The organism is Bhargavaea massiliensis, assembly GCF_018390575.1.
Classification (GTDB): domain Bacteria; phylum Bacillota; class Bacilli; order Bacillales_A; family Planococcaceae; genus Bhargavaea; species Bhargavaea massiliensis.
Map to the genome: position 1 here is coordinate 312,341 of NZ_JAHBCJ010000001.1, position 22,895 is coordinate 335,235.

The 22,895-nt window shown below is 57.8% G+C and carries 24 protein-coding genes, 1 pseudogene and 1 riboswitch; of the genes and pseudogenes, 6 read left to right on the forward strand and 19 right to left on the reverse strand.

Annotated elements, in window-relative coordinates; translation table 11 throughout:
• Positions 1-113: 113 nt before the first annotated feature.
• Genes KHA84_RS01695 through KHA84_RS01705 form a run of 3 tightly spaced genes read right to left on the reverse strand, consistent with a single transcriptional unit; the run spans position 114 to position 2,283 of the window.
• Complete coding sequence (locus tag KHA84_RS01695; RefSeq protein WP_213421622.1) at positions 114-1,184, reverse strand: protein-arginine kinase McsB; 1,071 nt, start codon at positions 1,182-1,184, stop codon at positions 114-116.
• Positions 1,171-1,719 carry a UvrB/UvrC motif-containing protein gene (locus KHA84_RS01700; RefSeq protein WP_213421624.1) on the reverse strand — a complete coding sequence of 183 codons (549 nt, stop codon included), beginning with the start codon at positions 1,717-1,719 and terminating at the stop codon, positions 1,171-1,173. Before KHA84_RS01700 ends, KHA84_RS01695 begins: the two co-directional genes overlap by 14 nt.
• 45 nt (positions 1,720-1,764) lie before the next feature.
• Positions 1,765-2,283, reverse strand: coding sequence for a CtsR family transcriptional regulator (locus tag KHA84_RS01705; protein ID WP_213421626.1), 519 nt, complete (start codon positions 2,281-2,283; stop codon positions 1,765-1,767).
• Between the two features lie 574 nt (positions 2,284-2,857).
• On the opposite strand from KHA84_RS01705, the gene KHA84_RS01710 reads away from it, so the two are divergent.
• On the forward strand, positions 2,858-3,460 hold the full coding sequence (locus KHA84_RS01710; RefSeq protein WP_213421628.1) for a GNAT family N-acetyltransferase: 603 nt from the start codon (positions 2,858-2,860) through the stop codon (positions 3,458-3,460).
• Positions 3,461-3,496: 36 nt separating this feature from the next.
• Here the strand turns inward: KHA84_RS01710 and KHA84_RS01715 are convergent, their stop codons facing one another.
• Entirely contained in the window at positions 3,497-5,197 is a 1,701-nt protein-coding gene (locus KHA84_RS01715; RefSeq protein ID WP_213421630.1) for a hypothetical protein, read from the reverse strand.
• Between the two features lie 263 nt (positions 5,198-5,460).
• Positions 5,461-6,402 (reverse strand): nuclease-related domain-containing protein, encoded by a 942-nt coding sequence (locus tag KHA84_RS01720; RefSeq protein WP_213421632.1) that lies wholly within the window; start codon positions 6,400-6,402, stop codon positions 5,461-5,463.
• A gap of 138 nt (positions 6,403-6,540) precedes the next feature.
• On the opposite strand from KHA84_RS01720, the gene KHA84_RS01725 reads away from it, so the two are divergent.
• Positions 6,541-7,734 carry a DUF3238 domain-containing protein gene (locus KHA84_RS01725; protein WP_213421634.1) on the forward strand — a complete coding sequence of 398 codons (1,194 nt, stop codon included), beginning with the start codon at positions 6,541-6,543 and terminating at the stop codon, positions 7,732-7,734.
• A gap of 132 nt (positions 7,735-7,866) precedes the next feature.
• Here the strand turns inward: KHA84_RS01725 and KHA84_RS01730 are convergent, their stop codons facing one another.
• Complete coding sequence (locus KHA84_RS01730; RefSeq protein ID WP_213421636.1) at positions 7,867-8,274, reverse strand: thiol-disulfide oxidoreductase DCC family protein; 408 nt, start codon at positions 8,272-8,274, stop codon at positions 7,867-7,869.
• 145 nt (positions 8,275-8,419) lie between these two features.
• Between KHA84_RS01730 and KHA84_RS15340 the strand changes: the two genes are divergently transcribed.
• On the forward strand, positions 8,420-8,734 hold the full coding sequence (locus tag KHA84_RS15340) for a hypothetical protein (protein WP_236823046.1): 315 nt from the start codon (positions 8,420-8,422) through the stop codon (positions 8,732-8,734).
• A gap of 47 nt (positions 8,735-8,781) precedes the next feature.
• The gene (locus tag KHA84_RS01740; RefSeq protein WP_213421637.1) at positions 8,782-8,973 is read left to right on the forward strand and encodes a histidine kinase; all 192 of its coding nucleotides are present in this window, start codon (positions 8,782-8,784) and stop codon (positions 8,971-8,973) included.
• Positions 8,974-8,999: 26 nt separating this feature from the next.
• On the opposite strand, the pseudogene KHA84_RS01745 reads toward KHA84_RS01740, so the two are convergent.
• From KHA84_RS01745 to KHA84_RS01775, 7 genes and pseudogenes are all read right to left on the reverse strand, one after another.
• A pseudogene (locus tag KHA84_RS01745) lies at positions 9,000-9,434 on the reverse strand (GrpB family protein); the annotation flags it as partial.
• Positions 9,435-9,717: 283 nt separating this feature from the next.
• Positions 9,718-10,221 (reverse strand): energy coupling factor transporter S component ThiW, encoded by a 504-nt coding sequence (gene thiW / locus KHA84_RS01750; protein WP_213421641.1) that lies wholly within the window; start codon positions 10,219-10,221, stop codon positions 9,718-9,720.
• Positions 10,218-10,850 (reverse strand): thiamine phosphate synthase, encoded by a 633-nt coding sequence (gene thiE, locus KHA84_RS01755; protein WP_213422004.1) that lies wholly within the window; start codon positions 10,848-10,850, stop codon positions 10,218-10,220. The genes thiW and thiE overlap by 4 nt, the downstream gene beginning before the upstream one ends.
• Positions 10,851-10,872: 22 nt before the next feature.
• Positions 10,873-11,712, reverse strand: coding sequence for a bifunctional hydroxymethylpyrimidine kinase/phosphomethylpyrimidine kinase (gene thiD, locus KHA84_RS01760; RefSeq protein WP_213421643.1), 840 nt, complete (start codon positions 11,710-11,712; stop codon positions 10,873-10,875).
• Positions 11,709-12,500, reverse strand: coding sequence for a hydroxyethylthiazole kinase (gene thiM, locus KHA84_RS01765; RefSeq protein WP_213421645.1), 792 nt, complete (start codon positions 12,498-12,500; stop codon positions 11,709-11,711). Before thiM ends, thiD begins: the two co-directional genes overlap by 4 nt.
• Positions 12,497-13,180, reverse strand: coding sequence for a thiaminase II (gene tenA, locus KHA84_RS01770; RefSeq protein WP_213421647.1), 684 nt, complete (start codon positions 13,178-13,180; stop codon positions 12,497-12,499). The genes thiM and tenA overlap by 4 nt, the downstream gene beginning before the upstream one ends.
• Before the next feature lie 93 nt (positions 13,181-13,273).
• Positions 13,274-13,382, reverse strand: a riboswitch (TPP riboswitch).
• Between the two features lie 57 nt (positions 13,383-13,439).
• Positions 13,440-14,024: a TetR/AcrR family transcriptional regulator gene (locus KHA84_RS01775; RefSeq protein ID WP_213421649.1), complete on the reverse strand. Its 585-nt coding sequence runs from the start codon at positions 14,022-14,024 to the stop codon at positions 13,440-13,442.
• A gap of 102 nt (positions 14,025-14,126) precedes the next feature.
• On the opposite strand from KHA84_RS01775, the gene KHA84_RS01780 reads away from it, so the two are divergent.
• Both KHA84_RS01780 and KHA84_RS01785 read left to right on the forward strand, forming a co-directional pair.
• The gene (locus KHA84_RS01780; RefSeq protein ID WP_213421651.1) at positions 14,127-14,681 is read left to right on the forward strand and encodes a hypothetical protein; all 555 of its coding nucleotides are present in this window, start codon (positions 14,127-14,129) and stop codon (positions 14,679-14,681) included.
• Between the two features lie 104 nt (positions 14,682-14,785).
• Positions 14,786-15,469 (forward strand): phospholipid phosphatase, encoded by a 684-nt coding sequence (locus tag KHA84_RS01785; protein ID WP_213421653.1) that lies wholly within the window; start codon positions 14,786-14,788, stop codon positions 15,467-15,469.
• Between the two features lie 73 nt (positions 15,470-15,542).
• Here the strand turns inward: KHA84_RS01785 and KHA84_RS01790 are convergent, their stop codons facing one another.
• The 6 genes from KHA84_RS01790 to KHA84_RS01815 form a co-directional block, all read right to left on the reverse strand.
• Entirely contained in the window at positions 15,543-17,198 is a 1,656-nt protein-coding gene (locus KHA84_RS01790; RefSeq protein ID WP_213421655.1) for an SWIM zinc finger family protein, read from the reverse strand.
• A 228-nt stretch (positions 17,199-17,426) separates the two neighbouring features.
• A complete protein-coding gene (locus KHA84_RS01795) occupies positions 17,427-17,867 on the reverse strand; it encodes a TlpA disulfide reductase family protein (RefSeq protein WP_213421657.1) in 441 nt (146 codons plus the stop codon).
• Positions 17,868-17,903: 36 nt separating this feature from the next.
• Positions 17,904-18,422 (reverse strand): peroxiredoxin, encoded by a 519-nt coding sequence (locus KHA84_RS01800; RefSeq protein ID WP_213421659.1) that lies wholly within the window; start codon positions 18,420-18,422, stop codon positions 17,904-17,906.
• 73 nt (positions 18,423-18,495) lie between these two features.
• Positions 18,496-20,190 carry a ribosomal protection-like ABC-F family protein gene (gene abc-f / locus KHA84_RS01805; RefSeq protein WP_213421661.1) on the reverse strand — a complete coding sequence of 565 codons (1,695 nt, stop codon included), beginning with the start codon at positions 20,188-20,190 and terminating at the stop codon, positions 18,496-18,498.
• A 319-nt stretch (positions 20,191-20,509) separates the two neighbouring features.
• A complete protein-coding gene (locus tag KHA84_RS01810) occupies positions 20,510-20,950 on the reverse strand; it encodes a TlpA family protein disulfide reductase (RefSeq protein WP_213421663.1) in 441 nt (146 codons plus the stop codon).
• A gap of 269 nt (positions 20,951-21,219) precedes the next feature.
• Complete coding sequence (locus KHA84_RS01815) at positions 21,220-22,869, reverse strand: FAD-binding dehydrogenase (protein WP_213422005.1); 1,650 nt, start codon at positions 22,867-22,869, stop codon at positions 21,220-21,222.
• Positions 22,870-22,895 lie beyond the last annotated feature (26 nt).

A 22,895-nucleotide genomic window follows, 5' to 3' on the forward strand; every position in this document is an offset into this window, starting at 1 on the left:
AGAACCGGGTCAACTCTTTCGGAAAGGCCCGATTTGACCTTCTTTGACTATTGTAAACCGAACGTCTCCCCCGTTCAAAACATATGCTTGCGGGATGCTTTCCATCCGGCGGCTCAGTCTTCTCGGCGGGACTGCCGGCCCATGCCGATCCGCTCACGGATCAGCTTCGCCCGGAAGACGTCACGCTCGCCGGGCTGGAGCGTCTCTCCCGCATACTGCTGGAGAAACGCCGGCTGCATGAAGATCATGAGCTCGTTCAGGACGGATAGGTCGACATCGGGGATGATGCCCATATCGATGCCGAGCCGGACGTCGGACAGCCGGTTTGCCGCTTCGTCTGTCGCGAGCACGCGGGCATTTGTCAGGATTCCGTACGACCGCCAGACGCGGTCCTCGAGCTTCATCGGGGAATGCTCCCGGAGCGCGCGGCGCGCCCGTTCTTCCTGCTCGATCAGCCGCTCCGTCAGGTCGCGCAGGTCCATCAGGATATCCCGCTCCGACTTCCCGAGCGTCATTTGGTTCGACACCTGATAGACATTGCCGAGCGCATCGGAGCCTTCGCCGTAGCTGCCGCGGACCGTCATTCCGAGCCGGGCGACCGCCTGGGCAATGCGCGCCATGTTGCTCGTGATGGAAAGTGCCGGCAAATGCAGCATGACCGAGGCACGGAGGCCCGTGCCCGTATTGGTCGGGCAGCTCGTGATGTAGCCGAAATCCCCGTCAAACGCGTACGGCAGGGTTTCTTCAAGCCGGTTGTCGATATCGTTCGCCCGGTCGAACGCCTCCATGAGATGAAGGCCCGGGTAAATCACCTGGATGCGTATATGGTCTTCCTCGTTCACCATGATTGAAACCGACTCGTCGCCCGAGAGGATCACAGAACCGGGCCGTTCCGGGTCCGCCAGCTGAGGGCTGATCAGATGCTTCTCGACGAGTGCCTGCCGCTGGATCGCCGGTACGCTTTCCATCGGGATATGGGAAAAGCCCTCCATGCCCTCGAGTGCGGCGGCAACTTGAGAGTCGACTTCTTCCGCTTCCTCCCGGCTGAAATCAAGCGGGAAGCGGAAGCCCTTCAGGTTCCGCGCAAGGCGGACGCGTGTCGACATGACGATATCCGAATGCTCGCCTCTCGGCCCCATCCACGGGGTGACCGCATTTTCAAGGAAGTTTTCAATCGACGACATCCTGTCCGCCCCCTTCCTCCAGGCTGCGCTCCAGTTCCCGGACTTCGTCCCGGAGCTGTGCCGCCCGCTCAAATTCTTCCTGGTTGATGGCTTCTTTCATTTGTCTTCTCAAGTCCTTGATTTTCCGTTCGGCTGCAATCCGCCCGCTGTAGGACGCAGGCACCTTGCCTTCATGCCTCGTATGGCCGCCTTGGACTTTGTTGAACACTTCGGGCAGCTCTTTTCGGAACGCACCATAGCATTCCGCGCAGCCGAATTTCCCGCGCTCGATAAACCGGCGGAACGTCAGCCCGCAATTCGGGCATTCGGGGCCGCTGCTGACCTGGGGCTGCGCGGCCTTCTGGAACGCGCCCGGACCGGCAAACCAGTTTTGGAGAAATTGCTGGATGCCGAGCGGGTCACCCCCGAAGTCACCCTGGAACGGCTGGAAATTTGCCGCGCAGACGTCGCACAAATGCCGCTCCTCGGTTTTACCGTTTTTGCTTTGGGTTACGACGACCGAAGCCGGCCGTTCATTGCAGTTGTCACAGATCAACGAACACACCTCTTTCAGCGGCCGGCATGCGGGTGCCGGCCAAGGTCACTTGCTTTTTCCGTTTTCGGCGGAGCGGCCCTGATTTTCCCCCGGGCCGTGTGCCGCCTCGTATTTTAATGTGCTGAGCATTGCCTGCATGATCCGGGAGCGTAGCAGGTCCCTTTCCGGGAGCTGCGACATGAGCGTCAGCCGGTGCACGGCGGCATGCATCATGTTTGCCTCCCGCTCCGTCAGGACATCCTCATCGATAAGGCGGCGGATGATATCCTCTGCCATCGCCTGCGTGGAGCCGCCGCCCAGCCCCTCGACGATCTGCTCGATCAGGTCGATCCGGCTGTTCGGCCGGACTCGGACAATCCGGATGTACCCTCCGCCGCCCCGCTTGCTTTCGACCATGTAGCCGCGCTCCGTCGTGAACCGGGTCTTGATGACATAGTTGATCTGCGAAGGGACGCACTGGAATTTCTCCGCGACTTCACTCCGCTTGATCTCCGCCATCCCGTCCTGTTCCTTTTCGAGAATCGACTTGAGATATCCTTCAATGATGTCGGAGATGTTCCGCATGGTTTCACCTCTTTCCAAGGCATATGGACTCAGTTGACTTTGACTATCTTTGACTTAATTATACGACGTTATACATGCATCCGCAAAGATTTTGCGCAGGCAGGAGGGGAGCTCTAAAAAATGAAAATGTCGCTTTCCGTTCCAGCCCCTGTCGCACAAAGTTAATGCTTTTAAGCACAGACGCCGTTCTTTCTTCGTAACGGCGCCGGTAATGAGCCTGGCGTCTGTGCGCAGCGCGAAGCGGAAGATCTTCTGCGAGCAAAAGCTCCAGCGTTGCGAAGCATTGCGCAACACTTCGGCTAATGCTTTTCCGCAGGTGTCTCGGTCCATTCACTTCAAGCAGCTACCAATTTTTCGGTGTCCTCGGCAAAAGACCGTTTTAAGGCGATAGTAAAATTCTTTTTAAAAACTAGGTTTAACCTGTTCCGGAGCGGGTAAGGAAAGGGATGTGCATTGCGTTTTTCGCTCCCGCCGGAATGTGAAGAGGATTTTTTCTCATCTGTTTTTTTCCTCATCTGACCTTTCCCCAAACAAAAACCCCGGATGAAACCAAACATACCGGAGGCGGTTCAACTTGAACTGGTACGACAAACTCAACGAATATTTTCCCGTGGAAGAAATGAAGTCCAAGGATCATATGGAGACACTCCTAAAAGAAAAGGAAGGCGTGTACGGCAAGGATGAAGGGCCTTACCACGTGCTGATGTATGCTGAATTTGACGAATTTCTCTTTGTCGATTATTTGTTTGTTTCGTCGAAGTCCCGCGGCCAGGGGCTTGGCGGCAAACTGATTGAAAAGCTGAAAGCCAAAAACAAACCGATCATCCTCGAAGTAGAGCCTGTTGATTATGAGGACACCGACACAGCGAAGCGCCTGAAGTTCTATGCCCGCAACGGATTTGCCCACGCACGCCGCATCGGCTACAGCCGACGGTCGCTGGCGACAGGCGAAAAGACGGACCTTGAAATTCTCTACTGGGCCCCGAACCATGAGGGTGAAGAAACGGTCGAACAGGCTATCTACGACCATATGCGAAAGACATACGAAGAGATCCACACTTACAAAGACGAAGACTTCTATGGCGACTCCTACGAGCACACCGATGAAGTATTCAACTTCCATGAAGAAGAGCGTCAGAAAGATGATATCCTGGAGCCGTTCACGGTCTCCGCATAATGCAGCAAGCCCTCCGCAGCACGCGGAGGGCTTTTCTTATTGTTCAATTGTCTTGTTCTTGATTTCTTTTACGGGCAGGAACATCTCCCCGGTTTCGAGGTAGGTGATTTCGAGTTGGTCGCCTTCCTGGATATAAACCGCGAGCGGCACCGTTTCCGTGGAAGCGAGGAAGCTCCGCCCGTCTTCCGCCAGGACCGATACGAGGGTAAAGTCGCCCGCCCGCTCCTTGTAGACGCGCCGGACGGTGACGGACGCCTTGGCCTCTTCCGCCTCCGACGATCCGTCGACGGTCGAGCCGCCGCGCTGGAGCGCCGTCTTGTACAGCTTGAGTGCTTCGTTCGGCGTGCCGGCAAATGCCGAGATTTCGGGATTCGCCGCCGAGACGATGAAGTAGTTCTGCAGGAAGCCATTCTGGTCAAGCACCGGCGTCAGCCAGCTGGCCTCGCCATAGAAGTTGTACAGCACCGGCATTTCGCCGGACCATTTCTTCTCGATGAACTTCTTCTCGATAATCTGGAGCGTTCCCTGCGAGTCCATGTACGACTCCTCGAGGTTGCCCGTGTAATAAGTGGCCTCGCCCGTCCGCGCATCGGTGAGCGCATAGCCGAGCATCGAGTCCACTTCTTCTTTCGGGCTTGTGAAGTCGGTGAAGTAATACATGCGGCCGGTCTCGTCGAACACCGGGCTCACGTTTGCCTCTGTGCCCTCGTCGGACGGCAGCTTCACGTCTTTCTTTCCGAACAGTGAGTTCCAGAAGCCGTGCACGTATTTTCCGAAGTAGCTGTTCGCCAGGCTGACGGCCTCGGGCGATACGGCTCCGTCGATGAATTCCGGCACGTCTCCAATGGTGTAGCGCTGCGTCTTCCCGGTTGCCGGGTCGACGGTGACGATTCCCCTCACGTCAAAGCCGTTCCGCGCGGAGATGAATTTCCCGTACGAGCGGATATAGTGCGGCTTGCCTCCGTCGTCGATCTCCAGCTGGGCATCGCCGTAGAAGATGAGGCCCGGATGTGCCATGCGCATATGGCGCTCGACGTTCTTGTGGAAGTAGGACGACGGCGTGTAGGCCATTTCGGACTTCACGAACTTCGGGTTGTCGGCCGAGTCGGTTGCGCTCATCGTGAAGTAACCCGGCGTCGTGTCACCGTTGATCCACTTGAAAAATCCTGCAAACTCGACCGGCGCGATGTAGACATATTCGCCGCCGACTTTCTGGATCTGCAGTTCGCCGAGTTCGTAGTAGCTCGTATTCGGCACCTGGCCGAACGCCTTTTTCATCTTGTTGCGGGCAAATTTCGGCGGCACGCTTGCGGGCGTCTTCGTCTCGTCGAACGCGCTGATCTCGACCTGCTCCTCCATTTCGACCGCCTTGTATTTGTCATTGGCGTTAAAGAGCGGTGCGGCGAGGATATAGGCTGCGAAAACGAGCGCCGCAAGCGAAACGATCGTCCGTGCCTTGCGCTCGGTGCCCCTGGCAGCGGACGCGGCGCCAATCACAGCCGCAATGACGACCGCCGGCCAGAGCGATGTCCAGTTGCGGTCCAGGTTCATGAAGTAATAAACAGCAAATGTGATGATGGCGAGCGTGACGGCGGACCCGATCAGGAGCGGGACGGTGTTGACCGGCTCCGTTGCCTTGTGGCCGTCTTTCTTCACGTCACGTGCCGCCCGGAACGGCACCGCCAGCAGCGCCATAACCAGACCCGCAATCACGGAAAACAACAATAAATTCAGCATGAGGAAAACCCTCTCTATTTTGGAGTGTATGGTCTTTCTACGAAGAAAAGCGCCGCGGGGTTTCATGATTCGGGTGATTTTTATTGAGCGCGGGTCCGCGAATTGTGGGGCGGCGGAGCGCGCATAGGACTCTATGCGCGGTTACCGGCAATCTATGCGCGCCTGCGAGTATTCTATGCGCGGGTTATCCGGTTTCTATGCGCGCTTCCGGCACTTCTATGCGCGCTCATCAAAAAAGAGCACCCTCTCGGAGTGCCCCAAAATCACTGCTGATGATAGGTTTTCCAGCGGCCCTTCCCATTTTCAATCAGCCCCGCACTTTTCATCATCCTCCTTGCCGCATGCCGGTCTTCAACCTCAAGAAACCTTCGGCATTCCTCATTGGTCATGCCTCCGCTGAAAATGTGGAACCAGTCCCCGATCGCTTTAACGTGGGCGGAACGGGAGATGCTCTCGCAACGGCAATGCCACGCACGGTTATGCCAGCGCATGCCGAACTCGCCGCAGACCGTGCACATGACGCCGGTCCGGATGTCTTTTTTGGTCACCTGGGGGTACATCGTGCAGAGCGGCCGCTGGACGTATGGCTCATGCGATGCGAGCACTTGCCGGGTGAGCTCATTTAACTCATGCTCATCAAGCAGTGGCCGACCGGAAAGATTGCGCAAGAAAAACGAAATGCGATTCGGAAAGAGAATAGGGTGTGGAGCGACAGCCGCTTCGACTATTTGGCTCGGGTAGGCGAAGACGACGGCGCCGTATACAGGAATGGGGGTATTGCGCTCATGCAGCCAGTCTCGGAACAGCAACAGATTGCTGTCCAGCTGGGCAAACGGGCTGCCAAGCGCTTCTTCACGGCCGTCCTTGGTGATCCGGACCAGTTCAGGGGGGATGTCCCTGATCACGGAGCGGCCGGAAATGTTTTTGACTTCGAGAAGGCATGCCCACGATTGCGTGAGTACAAGCACATCAAGCTGGAACCGGGACCCGCAGACGAGCCTGAGGTCCGGAATGATCCGGATCGGACCGGGGTGCCGATACTCCGCAAGCACACTGTCCACCCGTTCTTCTCCGCGGAAACCTGCCTCGGCCTGTTTCCGGCGTTCCTCCAGCTTGCCGGCGACCAGATTGTCCGGCCAAAGCCTGAGCAGGACCGCGTCACATACCTTTTCAATTCCGGGCCTCGCCCGGTCTTTCATGATCATTCAATCACCTCCATCTCCATGTTACCCCATCAAGCGGAAATCTCCATGCAGTATCCGGCCTCTTTTCCGGGTATACACAAATGGAAGACCTCCGATACTCGGAACATCAGACCAATTGCACGAAAAGGAGTGAGCCGATTGGAACCGGAAAAATTTGAGATCCGCTCGGTGACGCACCGTCCCGGTGTTATCACCTTTGAATGGGACGACACGGGCGATGAATACCGGGTTTATAAGGAAGGCGAGCTTCGCCAGGAAGGCCCGGTGTGCGATTACACCGATGAGAATGTGAAGGACGGAAAAATGTATCATTATGCCATCGAACGAATCCGAAACGGCCGGGCCGAGGATGTCATCATGATGCAGACTTCCGCAATGAAAAGGAAAAAAGACGCTCTTAACCCGCTCCGCTACCTAGTATTCACGACGATTGTCGCCAAGTCGCAGGTAGCCCTGTCTTGGGAGAAGGTCCCGGAGGCGGAGACCTACGCCGTCTTTAAAAACGGTGAACTGGTGAAAGAAACCGGGGACTGCTTTTTTATCGACCGGGAAGTGCCGGATGAGCAGACCGATTATATGATCCGGACAAGCCGCCCGGCACGGAAGGCGGAAGAACCGATGAGCGCGGGCAAATCTATCCTTGGCCGCATCGCCGGGAAGTTCAATCCGGAATCAAGCACCCAGGAAGACGTCACGGAGGAGTTCTGGATCACAAAAGTGATCGGGCAGCCGTCCAAGCTTCTCCTGCCGGTGGAAGAGTGGCGCGAGCCTGAGCCGGTCGAGCGATGGCGGCTGCGGTATACGACCTTTCTCGAAGAACCGTTCATCAACAACCCGAATGTGCTCTCCCCGAACCGGACGTTCAAGGGAGACGGCCGGGACTTTGACCCCGAGGGAGAAACGTTCCGCACGCGCGGTGATGTGACGCTGTCCTACAGGGACCCTGGCCATCCGCTAGTTTTCAGGAAAGAAGCCGGAAAGACGGTCGCCTACGGACTGTCTGGCAAGAAACGCGAGGAAGGCACCGCTTCGATTGATGACTTCACAATCGAACCGCTCGAGCATGATGGCAGAGAGTTTGGCTTCGAGATGAGGCACTCTGTCGGCAATCCGCTCACCCCGGCTCCGCTGATCGACTACGAGGTCCACGCCGTCCTGCGCCGCCACGGCACATTCCATGTGACTGGCTATCATGACCAGGCGCCTCATCACGAGGTCTACCTTGATAAAGGAGATGGCTGGATGCCGATTCACCGCGCGGCTTCAAAAGGCCTTGCCCACATGTCGGAAGTAATCGCCTATCAGCACTGGATCACTTCAAATTTCGAATAAACCAAAAGGCCGCCGGAATTGGCGGCCCACTTTCTTTCGGGAAATAATCGCAAAATCCAACATATTTCCCGGGAAATATCTGCGGAAATCGACAATTTCCCGGAAATAGAAAAACCGCGGACTCCGCGGTTTTTATGCGAGGAAGCGTTCCCGTATGTTCCGGGGCGGCAGCCTGCAGGCTTCTTCTTCGGTTTTTTTGCCGAACCATTTATATCGGTTTTCCGCGATGTAGTCATAGGCCCGGTCACGGAGCGGCTTGGGCACGACGATGAACAGGAAAGCCAGGTGCCACAGCCCGTCAAGCTTTTTCGCGATATGGAGGGCGGCGGTCGACTTGGTGTAGGCCTTGTCCCGTTCGATCAGCACCATGGAATCGACATCTTTAGGGATATTATATTTCTCTCTCAATTCCTGGCCGATGTCACTTTGCAGCGACGCGTATTTAAAATGCCCGGCCGGATCCCGCTTGATGATGAACTGGACGCTTTTGTCGCAAAAATTGCAGGTCCCGTCGAACAGCACGATCCGTTCCTTTTTCAATTTGGATTGCCTCCTTCCGGCTGTTTCGTTGTCCTCCAAGTATTCCCCTTCAGCCGTACGGCAAAACAGGACCCAGGACGGGACGCGCGTCCATTGTGCCCGCCGGGACGGCGCATGTAATAGAGGAAGAAAGGAGGTGCCCACCATGCGTCGACACAAAAACCGCGGATGCGGATATGGCTGCAGCTGCCATTCGTGCCGAACTCGGCCAATCGTCTGCCCGCCGACGTACCGCTTCCACGACACCTTCACCCAGCGCGAAGTTCCGTTCGTCCATCCGATTGTGAACGTCAACCGGCAAAACGTCGTGAACGTCCCTCGACACTACTTCACCGAGACCGAAACAACAGTTCCGGGCCGCAACATTTACGCGGATTCCTACGGTCCGGGCTTCGGCGGACCAGGCTTCGGCGGACCGGGCTTCGGTGATTCCGGATTCTTCCGGGGCCGCCGTTACTGATGCATTGTGGTAAAATCGGGTCAACAACATACAAAGGATGACTCCGATTGAAACGAGCTCTTACATTTGCAATCCCCATTGCGCTCATCGTCGCCGGTCTGGCCTGGTGGTATCTGAACAAGGAATTCCAGGACGTCCCCGGAACACACCGCATGTACATCACCATCGGCGCTGCCCTCCTGAGCGGCGTCATCTCCTGGTTCCTGTTTCCGGCAGAACCGAAGGATCCGGGAAATTGACCCGGCCCCGCCTCGTGCGGGGTTTTTTAATTCCCGGCTAGTAACCGCTCGACAAATTCCCGCTTTGCATCGGCATAAGCCCGCTCGTCTGCGGGATGCCGCTCTGCCAGTTCGTGCTTCAGCCGCTCATATTCCCGGGCGGCTTCCCGATTTTCCCGAAGCCGGTCGCGGAACAGCAGATGCTTTTGCCACCAGTCCCCGCCGTGTTCCACAATGTGCACGACATGGGTCTTGACTGGCGGGTCGAGCTTCCGGAATTTAGCGATGACCCGCTTTCCCTCAATCGGCTCATTGCGCAGCCTGTAATAGCCTTGTGCACCGAGCGCCTTGAAATCGAACCGGTCATACCCTGCAAGATCGTCCAGCCCGACCAGCAGGTCGATGAGCGGCTTCGCTCTCAGTCCCGGCACCGCCGTGCTTCCTATATGTTCCACTGCAACCACGTGCGGGCCGAGCAGTTTACGGAGCCGGGCCGCTTATTCCCGGTACGACTCTTTCCATCTGTCGTCATGGTCAACGAGAAACACTTTTCCTGCCGGCAATCCATCCATTCCTATCGCCTCCTCCCAACCAGGGTAGCAGCTCTGAACACGCATTTAAAGACTGAACATTCAGTTTGATTATTGGTAGAATAGATATAACAAAAGCGAAGGCAGGTCGCCTCCGCTTTTTTTCGTGCTACTATTAGCGCTTACAGAAGCTATGCGAGGCCTAATGGTACCCATGCCTGCCCCTCCCGCCATTCTATGAGCGCTCACTCATTACGGGAAGCCTGCCCGCCGACTCGAGCCGCATGGTGATGGCAAGGCCGATCAGCGCACCGCTGATGCTTGAAACGAGGAAAGCCGGCAAGAAGAACAAAGCGCCTGCCGATGCGCCCATCAGCAGATTGGCATAAGGCGCCGCGAGCAAAGAGGCGACGATGCCGGTGCCGACCATCTCACCGGCTGACGCCGTCCAGGCCCTGCCTGTGTTCCGGTACAGCCAGCCGGCAAGAAGCGCGCCGATCATGCCGCCCGGGAACGCAAGCAGTGAACCCGTCCCGGTGAGGATCCGGATCAATGCCGTCAGGAATGCAATCCCGACGGCAGGGCCGGGCCCGAGCGAAACGGCCGCGATCACGTTCACTGCATGCTGGACCGGATAAGCCCGCGCCACGCCTGCCGGGAATGAAACAAACACTGAGCCCGCGACGGCAATGGCCGTGAACATCGTCATGAGGACGATTGTCTTCGTATTCCATTTCATCCGACCGCACGCCCTTCCCGTATAAGGGCTTCTTCTACCGTCTGCCGGATGTCCCTTGCCGCACGCTCCGGATCATCCGCAAGCGCAATCGCCGTGATGACGGAAACACCGGATGCGCCGGCCGAGATGACCGGCCCGGCATTGTCCGCTGCAATGCCGCCGATGCCGACAGACGGAAGTTCAGGAAATGCCTCTGCCGCCGCCCTGATCGGCGCCGTTCCGCAGACCGGGCGGGCGTCCGGCTTGGAGGTCGTCCCGTAGACCGGCCCGATGCCGATATAGTCCGCCCCTGCCGAAGCGGCTTCCCGGACTTCATCCAAGTTGTGTGCCGAGACGCCCATAATCTTGCTGCCGATTTTCCGGCGCACTTCCCTGGCGTCGCCGTCTTCCTGGCCGATATGGACCCCGTCCGCCCCGAGCTCCATTGCCAGGGAGACGTCATCGTTCACGATAAACGGCACGCCGTGCGCCCTGCACAGGTCCCGGCAAGCTTCGCCGAATGCTCGGAGCGCGCTGCCGGCAAGCGTGCCGGGCCCCTTTTCCCTCAGCTGAAAACAAGTGATGCCGCCCTTCAGTGCTGCTTCCAGCACGTCCAGCGGATCACGGGAGCCGGCATTTCGGCTGCCCATGATCAGGTAAACGGCAAGCTGTTCACGAATCAACGAGCACCTCTCCCCTCAAGGAACCGCCCGACCTGTGGTAGGCCCAATGGTTGGTCGGTCCGTGGCCCGCGCCGAGACCGAGACCGTCGGAGATTGCCGCGTGGATAAACCGTTTGGCTCCGACTGCGGCTTTTTCGAGCGGTTCACCGGCTGCAAGAAATGCGGTGAGCGCCGCAGAAAATGTGCAACCTGTGCCGTGGGTGTCTTTTGTTTGGATGCGCTCCGCCGATATCCAGATCCGCTCCCCTCGTCCGTCCATGAACAAGTCGCAGGCCCGCTCTTCTTCCTCCAGGTGGCCGCCTTTGACGACGACCGATTTGGTGCCCATTTCGATCAGCCGGCGCCCGGCTTCTTCCATGTCTTCCGGCGACCGGATCGTCATGCCGGACAGTACTTCGGCCTCGGGAATGTTCGGTGTGAGGACAGTGGCCATCGGCAGGATCTTTTCACGCATCGCTTCCACAGACTCTTCCTGCAGCAGATGAGCGCCGCCTTTCGCGATCATGACAGGATCCACGACAAGCACCGGATTGCCTGCGGCGGCAAGGCCCGCCGCGACTTCCCCGATAATCTCCCCGGAAAACAGCATGCCGGTCTTGACGGCTGCCACCTCAAAGTCCGCAAACACCGCATCCATCTGGGCCCGGACCGCCTCCGGGCCAAGTGGCCAGACACCGTGGACACCGAGCGTGTTTTGCGCGGTGACGGCAGTGAGCGCGGATGTGCCGAACACCCCGAGCTCCTGGAATGTCTTTAGGTCCGCCTGGATGCCCGCACCACCGCCCGAATCCGATCCGGCAATCGTAAGTGCCACGCTTACTCCCGTCATGCCCGCACCTCCTTCTCCGGCTCCGGAACTATGAAATCATCGTCCTTCAGAAGTGCCAGCTGGTCGATAAACGCCGCAAGGAAACTTCCCGGAAGCGAAGACGCTTCAGTTGCCCGTTCCCCTGCTGCCTTGTACAAGGCGAGTGCTGCAGCCACCGAACGGAACGGGTCTTTGCCAACCGCGAGGAACGCTCCGCACACCGAGCTCAACAAACAGCCGGCGCCGGTGATCCGGCTCATGGCCGGATGCCCGCCGCTGATGCGCACCGTCCGCTCCCCGTCCGTCAGCACGTCCGTTTCACCGGTCACCGCGACAAGGCATCCATAGTGCCGTGCGACTTGCGCGGCAACGGCTTCCACGTCCATTTCTCCTTGTCCTGCATCCACACCCGACGCCTGCCAGTCCACGCCCGCGATTGCCGCAAGCTCGCCTGCATTACAGCGGATCAGCGTGACATCCAGCGCCCCGAGCAGCCGGCTGACGGCATTCCTGCGGAACCGCGTCGCGCCGGCGCCGACCGGATCGAGTACGACAGGATTCCCCGCCCTGTTCGCTGACTTGCCCGCCAACTCCATCGCTTCCAGCGCCTCCCGGTGGAGCGTTCCGATGTTCAGCACCGTGCAGGAAGCGGCGCTTGCCATTTCTTCAACCTCTTCCGGCGCATCCGCCATGACGGGGGAAGCACCGAGCGCGAGCAGCCCGTTTGCCTGGAAGTTTGCGACGACGATGTTCGTCATGCAGTGGACAAGCGGCCGCCTTTCACGGAGTTCCGACAACAGCTTGCTCATCGGGCACCCTCCATTTCCGGGGTCTCCCACTGTTCTTTCGTCCATGCCATCTCCCAGAAGCTGAGCTCATAGATGCTGCTTTTGCGGAAGCGCTCCGCGAGTTCACGGATCCGTTTTTCCGGCAGCCCCTCCGCAAGCTTGTTCATCCTGTCGATCTGCTCGTTCACCAGTTCGCCGAACCACTCGGAACCATAGGTCGCGATCCACTTATCGTAGATGTGATGACCCGGCTCGGCGCCCTTCAGCCGCTCGCCGATCTCCCAATACAGCCAGTAGCACGGGAGAAGCGCGGCGAGGACATCGGCAAGATCCCCCTCCAGGGCCGCCCGGTACATATGTGATGTGTAGGCATACGCGGTCGGCGCCGGCCGGAATGCCTCATGCTCTTCAGGCGTCACACCAAGAAGTGTGAAGAATTCTTCATGCAGCGCAAGTTCCGCGGAGCATGTCGCTTCCGCATGCTTGGCGAAACTTTGTGTCGTTAGCAAGTCCTTCGCCTTAACCGCGCCGAGCGCCTGAACTTTTGCGAAATGCGACAGGTAATACGCATCCTGCAGCACATAAAACCGGAATACGTCCTCATCAAGCGTTCCGTCCGCGAGTGCCTCCACGAAAGGATGCCGGAAGCTCTCCTCCCAGATCCCGTCACATTCCCGCCGTACCCGTTCACAAAATCCCATCTTCTCCGTCCCCTTTCCTAGTTGGAGAACATGAAAAAGCCGCCTTCCGGATCGACGCGGAAGGCGGCCTGAATCTGCATTCGGATACAGCAAAAGCTGCGGGCCCCACTTCCCTACGCCGGTATGATCCGGATCAGGTTCCAAGGGTCCGCGCAGCCCATGCGCGTCTCAGCCTTTCTTTAAGGCTCCCCCAGTGGCAGTTCATGTTCAGTTTTCACACCCACTATATCATGGGCAGAATATTTTGCAAGAGGCGCTCTTACCTGCAGATCCGGCCGACCGAGTCCCGGATGAGCGCTGCCGCAAGGTCCGGCTGCAGGTGCTCCGGTTCAAGAAACGCGTGGAGCGCAAGCCCATCGACGATTGAATAAAGCCGCTCCGCCTCGAGTACGGTGTCCAGGTCCTCCCGGAGCACCCCTTCATAGGTCAGAAATCCGAAAAGCTTGGTTACGGCACCGCGGAGCGCATGGCCGGGCGCGCCCTCCAAATCCTTCCGGTGGCGGATATGCGCCTGGAAGGTGAACCATACATCCATCTCAGCACGCCGTTCTTCGTCGACCGGCACAATCTCCAGCAGCACCCGGATCACTTTTTCTTTGGGAGGAAGCTCCTCCTGCAGGATGCTCATCGCCCGTTTTTCCACGCGCTCATTGACAAGGCGCATCGCGTACACCAGCAGTTCATCCTGGTCCTTGAAATAATGCCGCAGGGCCCCCGTTGACAGCCCCGCTTCCCCGGCAATGTTCCGAACCGTCGCTCCTTCCATGCCCTTTTCCAGGATGACCCGCCACATGGCTTCCGCAATCTGCTCGCGCCGCTCTTCATGATTCACGATTTTTGGCATACCTCTAGTATATCATCGGCTTTTAAATAAAACACTTGTATTAAATAAAGGGCGCATGGTAATATCTTAATAATACACATGTATTAAAAAGGAGCGGAAGCCATGAGCATCATCGCCTACCTGATCATCGCCGTGGAAATCGGATTCTGGGTGTTTATCGCCGCCGGCCTGGTTACGCGCTATCTGCTCGGAAGAAAGCGGCTCGGACTGCTGCTGCTGGCCCTGACGCCGGTGCTCGACCTGACTTTGCTGATTGCGACGACTTACGACATCCTCGCTAATGATGCGACCGCCACGGCCGCCCACGGCATTGCCGCCATTTATCTTGGCGTGTCGCTCACGTTCGGAAAACGGATGATCCGGTGGGCGGATGAGCGCTTCCGCTATCACATCATGAAAAAAGGGCCGAAGCCGGTGAAGCGGTACGGCTACGACCATGCCAGGCATGAACTGTCGGGCAGCCTCCTGCATGTTTTGGCCTGGATGCTCGGCGGCGGGTATCTCTATCTCCTGATTTACCTGGCGGGAAATGCCCATCAGACCGAAGCCCTTTTCCAGATCCTGAAAGTCTGGTCGATTGTTGTCGCCATCGATGTCGCACTCTCTCTCTCCTATTTTATCTGGCCGAGAAAAGCCAAAGCGGACAGCGCCCATTAGGGTGCTGTCCGCTTTCTGTTATATAACAAGGCCGGAGTTTTCAAGAACCCTTGTTAAGGGAAGAGTCGAAGAAACTGTCCGTTTCCGGACACGGGAGTGATGGAATGGATCCGTATATTTTCGGGGCGTTTGCCCTGGCTTACCTCGGACTGCTGGTCTGGATACTGAAAAAGCAGCGCTTCTGGGCCCTGATGAGTGTCCTGGCGGCAGTTGCGCTGGCGCTCGTTTATGACAATGGCATTCTGGCGATCGGAAGACTAATCGGGGAAGGCGCACTTCTGGAAGGACTGAGCCTTGCCCGTTTCTGGCTTCATGCCCTCGTGACGCCCACACTCATCCTGTTCTCGCTTGGTGCGATGCGGCGGGCGGGAATTGAGTGGGCACAAAAAAGCTGGGCGGCTCTGCTGTTCTGGGCGGCCGCCATTGCAGCTTTCGTTGTCGAGTTCATCACTGTGCTCAAAGGTCTGAAGTTGGAGAAAAGCGAAAGCTACGGTGTGCTGAGCTACTCATCGGCGGAAGAAGCGTCCGGACCGCCGGCGATGATCCTGATCGTCCTTGCCGCGCTTCTGGTCGCCGGGATCTTTCTTGCATGGAAGGCCGGTTCATGGTGGATGCTCATCGGTACGGTCGCCATGACCATCGGCAGCATGTTCAATCCGGACATCCCGAGCGATGCCGCGACGAATCTGTTCGAACTGATCCTGATCGCTTCGCTTGCCGTGACGAAGGTGAAGCTGGAGGACAAAGCAACCGGAAGCGCGGAGGCCGCTGACCCTGTGAGGGAATGATGGCCGGGAAGCAGGCTGCATCCGGGACAAACCAAAGCCGGCCGCACCCATTTCCCGGATGCGGCCGGCTTATTTATGAGTGTATTTCTCTTTTCAATCTTTCCAGCTCGTCCAACATCGCCGGACGCCTCCGATAATCGGCTTCAAGTCGGACGATCAGCGATTCCACCTGAACTTTTCCAATCGTTCCGATGCTGGCTTTAAGAATATTGCACAACTCCCGGTATTGGCCCCGGTTGGAAGACCGCTTGGCAGTATCCATGATGTAGGTCTCATAAATTTCCACGACTTCTTCCGGATATTCACCAGCCAGCCGTTTACCGTAGGAAGTGATCGAGGACGGTTTCGCCCAAGAACGGGCCATCATTTCCGGAAGGTCGTTTTCCTGGTCAATCAGGGAGAGAAAAACTCGCTCGGCCCTCCACGTTCCGGCCTCCTTAAGTTTTTGCTTGGCTGTTTCATATAGTTGGCCAGAGTCTGCTGATAGCTCGCGAAGTTCCCCGTAATCGTTCAATTCTCCGTCGACCAGCAGCATCCAGGCGAGTTTCTCGGCTTCCCGTTTCTGTCCGGTCTCTTTGTGCAAATTGAACCGCATTCGGCGCCATTTCTTCATAAGCCCAGCGTCCTCGCTGTCCTGCTCTTCCCCCTGCCTCGCCAGTTCAATCGCCTCTTTAAATGCACCTGCGTTTGCCGCGCGGCGGATGGCTTCCTCCCGTACATTTGAATATTGCACATACTCATCAAGAAACCGGTTCAGTTCCTCTTCGCTGCCGCCCTGGACAATCAGATCCATCTGTATATCCAGAAGGTCACGCCAATCGTATTCATCCGCTTTGCGGAACAATTCCATGATCCACTCCATCAACCTTTTCCTGAAATCAGGGACGTCAGCCAATTCCAGCGCGGCAAAAAGCAAATTGTGGCTGATATACTCCCACTCATCAAAAACCTTGTCCGCGCTCCAGACCAATATACGCTCAAGCAATTCCTCACCAGCTTCACGTTCTTCTTTCGCGGATTCCTCTGCCGCCTGACGAAGCGTTTCTATTGCACTGTCAATCAGCAATTCGAAACTTCCCCCGGAATCATCAGCGTATTTCAGAGCACCGACCGCCTTACGAAGAATGCGCCAGGCAACCTCAGCCTTGAGCACAGGATCCTCCACATCACTTCTCTTATCCAGCAACTCTTCCATGTCATTCGCATAATCCATCGTTTCGGCATAGGCGATAAATCCATAACGGTCCGAGTAATTGTCCTCAATTTTCTCGATCGCTCTTTCCACTCCGCTTATGTAGGAACCGTCATCAGCCGGCTTGCCATGCCCAATCAGTTTCTCCCGAAGCAAGCAATCTTTCTGTGCCTGCTCCAGCAGCAGCGAGATCAGCTCTTCCCGAGGCATGGCCTCCAGGATCTTGGTCAGCTCTGCTGACGGGACTGAATTCGACAGCCTGCGCTCCTGCAAAATCCTCCGAATCTCATAATAAGCGGCTGCTTCATGCTTGCAGACCGGTCCCATATCGTACGGACAACTGCATTCTGAATAAAGAATGTCCCCGTCAGCCTCTACTACAAGAGACACTTCATAGTCGGTTGTGCCTTCCACAACTACTTCAAATTCACCGCCAGCGATTTCATGGATATCTGTCACACGGCCCTCCAGGAAGTAGCGATGAGCACGTTTAAGGATCACTTCGCTGATCCTGTTTTCAAAATGGGTCAGGTTCACTTTCAGCACCCCCTACTTCTGCGAGTTCGCATTTTTATCAATCAGCTCTTGCTCTTCAGCCTCTTCCCAGGTAGTCAGAGCGTTTCCTCTTTTTGCGTTTCTCCATATGCCCTTCCCCCAGTCGAATTTATTTTATCGAAAGGCCTACCATGGTTCAAAACAAGGGCTGCACACACAAAACACCCGGGCGCTCCCTTTTCAGATAGCGGCCGGGTGTGAAATTCATGGTCAATCTTCCAGAAGCCGGGTGATGCGCTTTTCCAGCATGGACATGCCGCCTTCGCCCGCCTGGAAGTGGCGGAGACGTCCGTTTTTGTCAAAGACGTAATAGGAGGGGACATACCGGTTGCCGAATGCAGCGGTCAGCTTGCTTCGGCTGTCGACAAAAACCGGCTCCGTGATGCCGTGTGCCGCGGCCGCTTCCCTGACCTTCCCAGGGTCTGTGTCTTCCCTTGAGCGCGGCATATGGACCGCGATGACATTCAGCCTGTCGCGGTACTTGTCACGGATTGCACTGACATGGGGCATCATGCCCTTGCAGAGGCGGCAGCTGACGGACCAGAAATGGATCATCGTCGGACGCTCACCGACCAGATCCGCCCTGGTTTTCACACCGTTCAACCATTCGGTTGCACCGTGGAGCCCGGGCATCGGTGTGTGAAGTTTCATCAGATCTCCTCCTGTTTAAAAGATCCCCAGCACGGGTCAGTTCGCGGCGCGCCGACCTCCCATTTGCAAGCCCTGCAGTACCCGGAGCGTCTCATCGATATCACGGCCGATGTCTTCACGGAAGGCCGTCTGATAGCGGAGTTCGCCTTCAGGGCTGATGATGAAGAGGCCTCGGAGCGCGATGCCCTCTTCTTCAATGAGCATACCGTACTCCCGGGAAACAGCGAGCTTCCGGTCCGAGGCAAGCGGGAAGTTCAGACCGCCGGGGCCGTTGTTCTTGCGGGCGATCCCGACCCAGGCGAGGTGAGCGTGGACCGTGTCCGTCGAGACCCCGATGACTTCGGCATTCAGCTCCGCAAACTCTACATGACGGTCGGAAAACGCCGTGAGCTCGGCAGGACTTGATTGCGAGAAGTTCATCGGGTAAAAAATCAGGACCGTCCATCTGTCCTTTTTCATGTTTTCCTCCAGGCTGACCGTGCCGAATTCCCTGCTCGGCAGGACAGCCTTCATCTCAAAGCGGGGTGCCGGATTGCCGATCATTCTTTCCACCATTGTGCCTACCCCCCTCAATTTATAGAAAATTCAAACTTAATTAAGGAAAGAATAGCAGAACAATGGCCGGTTTTCAATGGTTCCATCGCCCTTCAAGCTGCCGGATCTCGCGGGTCAGCTGCAGGAAACGGCGGTCAAGTTCCGAATAATCCGGATCCCCCGGCGAGAGCAGGCTGAGCTTGCCGAGGACCGCCTGGCGCTCTGTCTCAAGCCGCAGGCGCTCTTCTTCCATCGCTCTGCCGTCCCTGTCTTTTCCTTCCCCGCTCCGCTTTTCTTCCCATTCAACGGGCGTCATGGGGCGTTTCCGGATGGTCCCTTCCCGGAAGACGAGGATGCCATCCGCCAGCTTCCCGGTGAAGTACCGGTCGTGTGATGCAAACAGGAGCGTTCCCGGGAATGTGCCGAGCGTCCGCTCCAGCTCCTCCCGGGACGGAAGGTCAAGGTGGTTGGTCGGCTCGTCAAGGAGCAGGATATCGGTGTTTTCAAGGATGAACTGCATCAGCTTCACCTTGAACCGCTCGCCCATACTCAGGGAGGCGAGCGGGAGCGTCCAGTGCTCTGCGGTGAGTCCGAGGTTCGCAAGGTCGGTCCGGAGCTTTCCCTGCTGTTCGAAAGTGGTGGCGGAAAAGTAGGCCTCCATGGTTGTTTCAAGCGGAAGGTCGAGCACCGACTGGCTGAGGACGCCGATCGTCATTCCTTCCGTGCGCCAGATGTCCCCTTCATGCGGCTCTTCGCCGAGCAGCATCCGGAACAGCGTCGTCTTGCCCGATCCGTTCGGTCCGAGGAGGGCGAGGCGTTCACCGGACAAAACAGCGAATCGCACGTTACGGAAAAGTGTGCGGCTTCCATAAGACTTCGAGACATCCCGGAGCTCGAACACCCGCATGCCCTTGCGGCGCCCGCCCCTGACGTCGAACGCCACAGATGCCTCTTCCTCGGGCTTGTCGACGCCGTCCTTCTCCAGCTCGGCCTCGAGGCGCTTTCGTTTGGAGCGGATCTGGATGTCTTTTTTCTTGGCTTTCATCCGAAAGTATTCCTTGGCCCCCATCCGGCCCTCGCCCTTCTTGGTCGATTCCCGGTGCGCCTTGTCCGACCAGTCCGACAGCTGCGCGAGCTGTTCTTCGACGCGCGCGACTTTTTTCTGCTGCTGTTCGTACTGCTTTTGCTGTACGGATCTTGCCGCCTCTTTCTTGTTCCGGTAGTCGGTGTAGTTGCCCTCGTATTCGGTGAGGGTGCCGTGGTCCAGTTCCCAGACGCGGTCTGCGATTTGGTCGATGAAATGCCGGTCGTGTGACACGACGATGAAGGTCGACCGGCTATTCCTGATCCGGCCGACCAGCCGCTCCAGCGCCTCCCGATCGAGGTGGTTGGTCGGCTCATCAAGCAGCACGAGCCGGCTTGGTTCCGCAAGGGCGGCGGACAGGCGGAGCTTCATCCGCTCACCCCCGCTCGCGGTATTGTATGCAACCCCCTCGGATAAGCGCCATTTTTTGCGTTCGGCCAGCACTTCGCCTGTTTCAGCCGACAAGTCCGGCGATGCCTCCTCCTGCCGGAAATAAGTGACGGAAGGGCGCTTCCCTTGCCAGCGCACCCGTCCCGAAGACGGCTCCCGGCTGCCTGCAATCCGCTCCATCAGTGTCGATTTGCCCGCACCGTTCGGACCGACAAGCGCGATGACTGCGCCTTCCGGTATATCAGCCGATGCCTTCTCAAAAATCGTGGCATCCCCATAAACGACGGAGAGTTCCTCCAGTCTTCCAAGCAACATACAGATTCCTCCCTGTTCCCGGAGGGCACGAAAAAGCCCCCCGGCCATAGTGGCCGGAGGGATCCGAAAAACACCTCATTTACGAGTCGTCAAACAAGCCGCACGGTTGCGGCCGCAGTTCGGGATGACGATGGAAAATGGGCAGACGGATCCCGCCGACGTTCGAAAAAAGCATCCGATTCGTCTAAAACGCTCCGTCACTTGTCCATCTTCCCATTCGTCATTCCTTTCCGAATTAAGTTGAGTCCAGATTATCATATGGCCCGAGTGCCGGCAACTATGCACAAGAAAGCCCGGCACCTGATGCGCCGGGCTCTTCTCATTGTTCAATGACCCGCTCGATCCTGTCTTCCACCATGTCGAGGCCGGTCCTGCCTGCCTGATAATGGCGGAGCTGGCCTTCCCTGTCGAAAACATAAAACGCCGGAGCAAGCTCATTCTCAAAAGCGTCGGTAAGCTTGTACTCACTGTCGACGAATACCGGCTGTGTGAGGCCGTACTGTTCCGCCGCCTCCCTGATTTTGTCCATGTCGTTGTCCGCTCCGGTGAGCGGCATGTGGACCGCCACGACATTCAGATCATCTTTGTACTTGTCCCGCAGCTCGTTCACTTCGGGCATCGTTTCCTTGCAGATGTTGCAGCTGACGGCCCAGAAATGGATAAGTGTCGGCTTCTCGCCGACAAGCTCCGATTTGGTCACTTCGCCGTTCAGCCATGCGGATGCGCCGGACAGTTCCGGCATCGGTTCATGCAGTTTCATCGGGAATCCCTCCTGCAAATAAGTTTCCCGGGAAATGAACCGTTGAAACTGGCGGCTTAATATTAGACTCACTTTACTTACGGGAAACCAGCTTGCTTAACAGCCGCGGCGGGTTTGCTTAACATTCGGTGGGGGTTGCTAAACATTCGGACCGGTTTGCTTAACACTCGCTAATTTAAGCCGTCCTAAGGCCTTCGGTCCGCTTTCCTGTCGTGGATATCAGCTTGGATTCGTCGGCAAGGATGCTCCACCCGGCCACAATAAGGTTTCTAGTCATTCCCCAGCGCTCTGCCCGCCTGCCGTCCCGAGAACAGGCAGCCGCCGAGGAAAGTGCCTTCAAGCGACCGGTAGCCGTGGACGCCGCCGCCCCCGAATCCGGCCGCCTCGCCTGCGGCGTATAGGCCCGGTACCGGTTCACCGTCTGCTCCCAGCACCTGGCCCTCCAGGTTCGTCTGGAGGCCGCCGAGTGTCTTCCGACTGACGATGTTCAGCCGTACCGCGATCAGCGGGCCCGCCGCAGGGTCGAGGATGCGGTGCGGAGGCGCGACCCGGACGAGCTTGTCGCCCAGGGACGCACGTGCGCTGCGGATTGCCATCACCTGAAGGTCCTTCGCGAACTTGTTGTCGATCTCGCGGTCGCGGGCCCGGATCTGCCGCTCCATTTCCTCCAAGAATATCCGTTCTTCGCCGACCAGGTCGTTCATGCCGTCGGCCAGCTCCGGAAGCGTCCTGGCGACGACAAAGTCTTCTCCCCGCTTCATGAACTTCTCGACTGGTTCCGGCGCGCCCGGAAGGACACGCGACAGGATCATCCGGATGCTTTTACCGGTCAGGTCCGGGTTCTGTTCAGAGCCGGACAGAGCGAACTCCTTTTCGATCATCTTTTTCGTCAGGACAAACCAGGAATAGTCGTAGCCGCTTTTCCCGATTGCCTCAAGCGTAGAGAGCGTGTCAAAGCCCGGAAAGTTCGGCGCGCCGAATCGCTGGCCTTCCGCGTCAAACCAGAGCGGAGAAGGTCCCGGCAAGATCCGGATGCCGTGGTTGGGCCATACCGGGTCATAGTTCCGGATGCCCTCCGTGTAGTGCCACATGCGGTCGCGGTTGACGAGCCGCCCTCCGGCCCTTTCCGCCTCTCCGAGCAGCTGTCCGTCGACATAGGCGGGCACGCCTGACAGCATGCGTTCAGGCGGCGTCCCAAGACGCTCCGGCCAGTTTTTCCGGACCAGCTCATGGTTGCCGCCGATGCCGCCGCTTGTCATGAGCACCGCGCCTGCACGCACTTCGAAGAGCCGTTCCACTTCACGGGACGTCTTTTCACCGCGCAGCCGGTCGTCCGCCACAAGCTTTTCCCCGCGAACTCCCGTCACCGCGCCGTTTTCCGTAACGAATTCGGTCACACGGTGGCGCGGCAGGTAATGGATGAGCCCATCGCGGATTCCCTGATGTACGCGCTCCGCGAAAGGCTTGACTATCCCGGGGCCCGTCCCCCAGACGATGTGGAAGCGGGGGACGGAGTTTCCGTGTCCGTCCGCGAGGCTCCCGCCGCGCTCCGCCCAGCCGACAACCGGGAAAAATCGGACGCCGAGCGACCGGAGCCATTCACGCTTCTCACCCGCAGCAAAGTCGACATACGCCTTCGCCCACTGGTAACCCCACTCGTCTTCGTCACTCATCCGGTCAAATCCGGCCGTTCCGAGCCAATCCTGCCACGCCAGTTCATGGGAATCCTTGATGCCCATCCGGCGCTGCTCCGGAGAATCAACGAGAAACAGCCCGCCGAACGACCACCACGCCTGGCCCCCGATGTTCGACGCCGGCTCCTGGTCGAGGAGCAGCACTTTCTTTCCCGCATCCGCAAGTTCTGCCGTCGCCACCAGGCCCGCCAGCCCGTGTCCGACCGTGATCACATCATATTCCAATCCCATCCCGCCTTCCATTTCCGGTT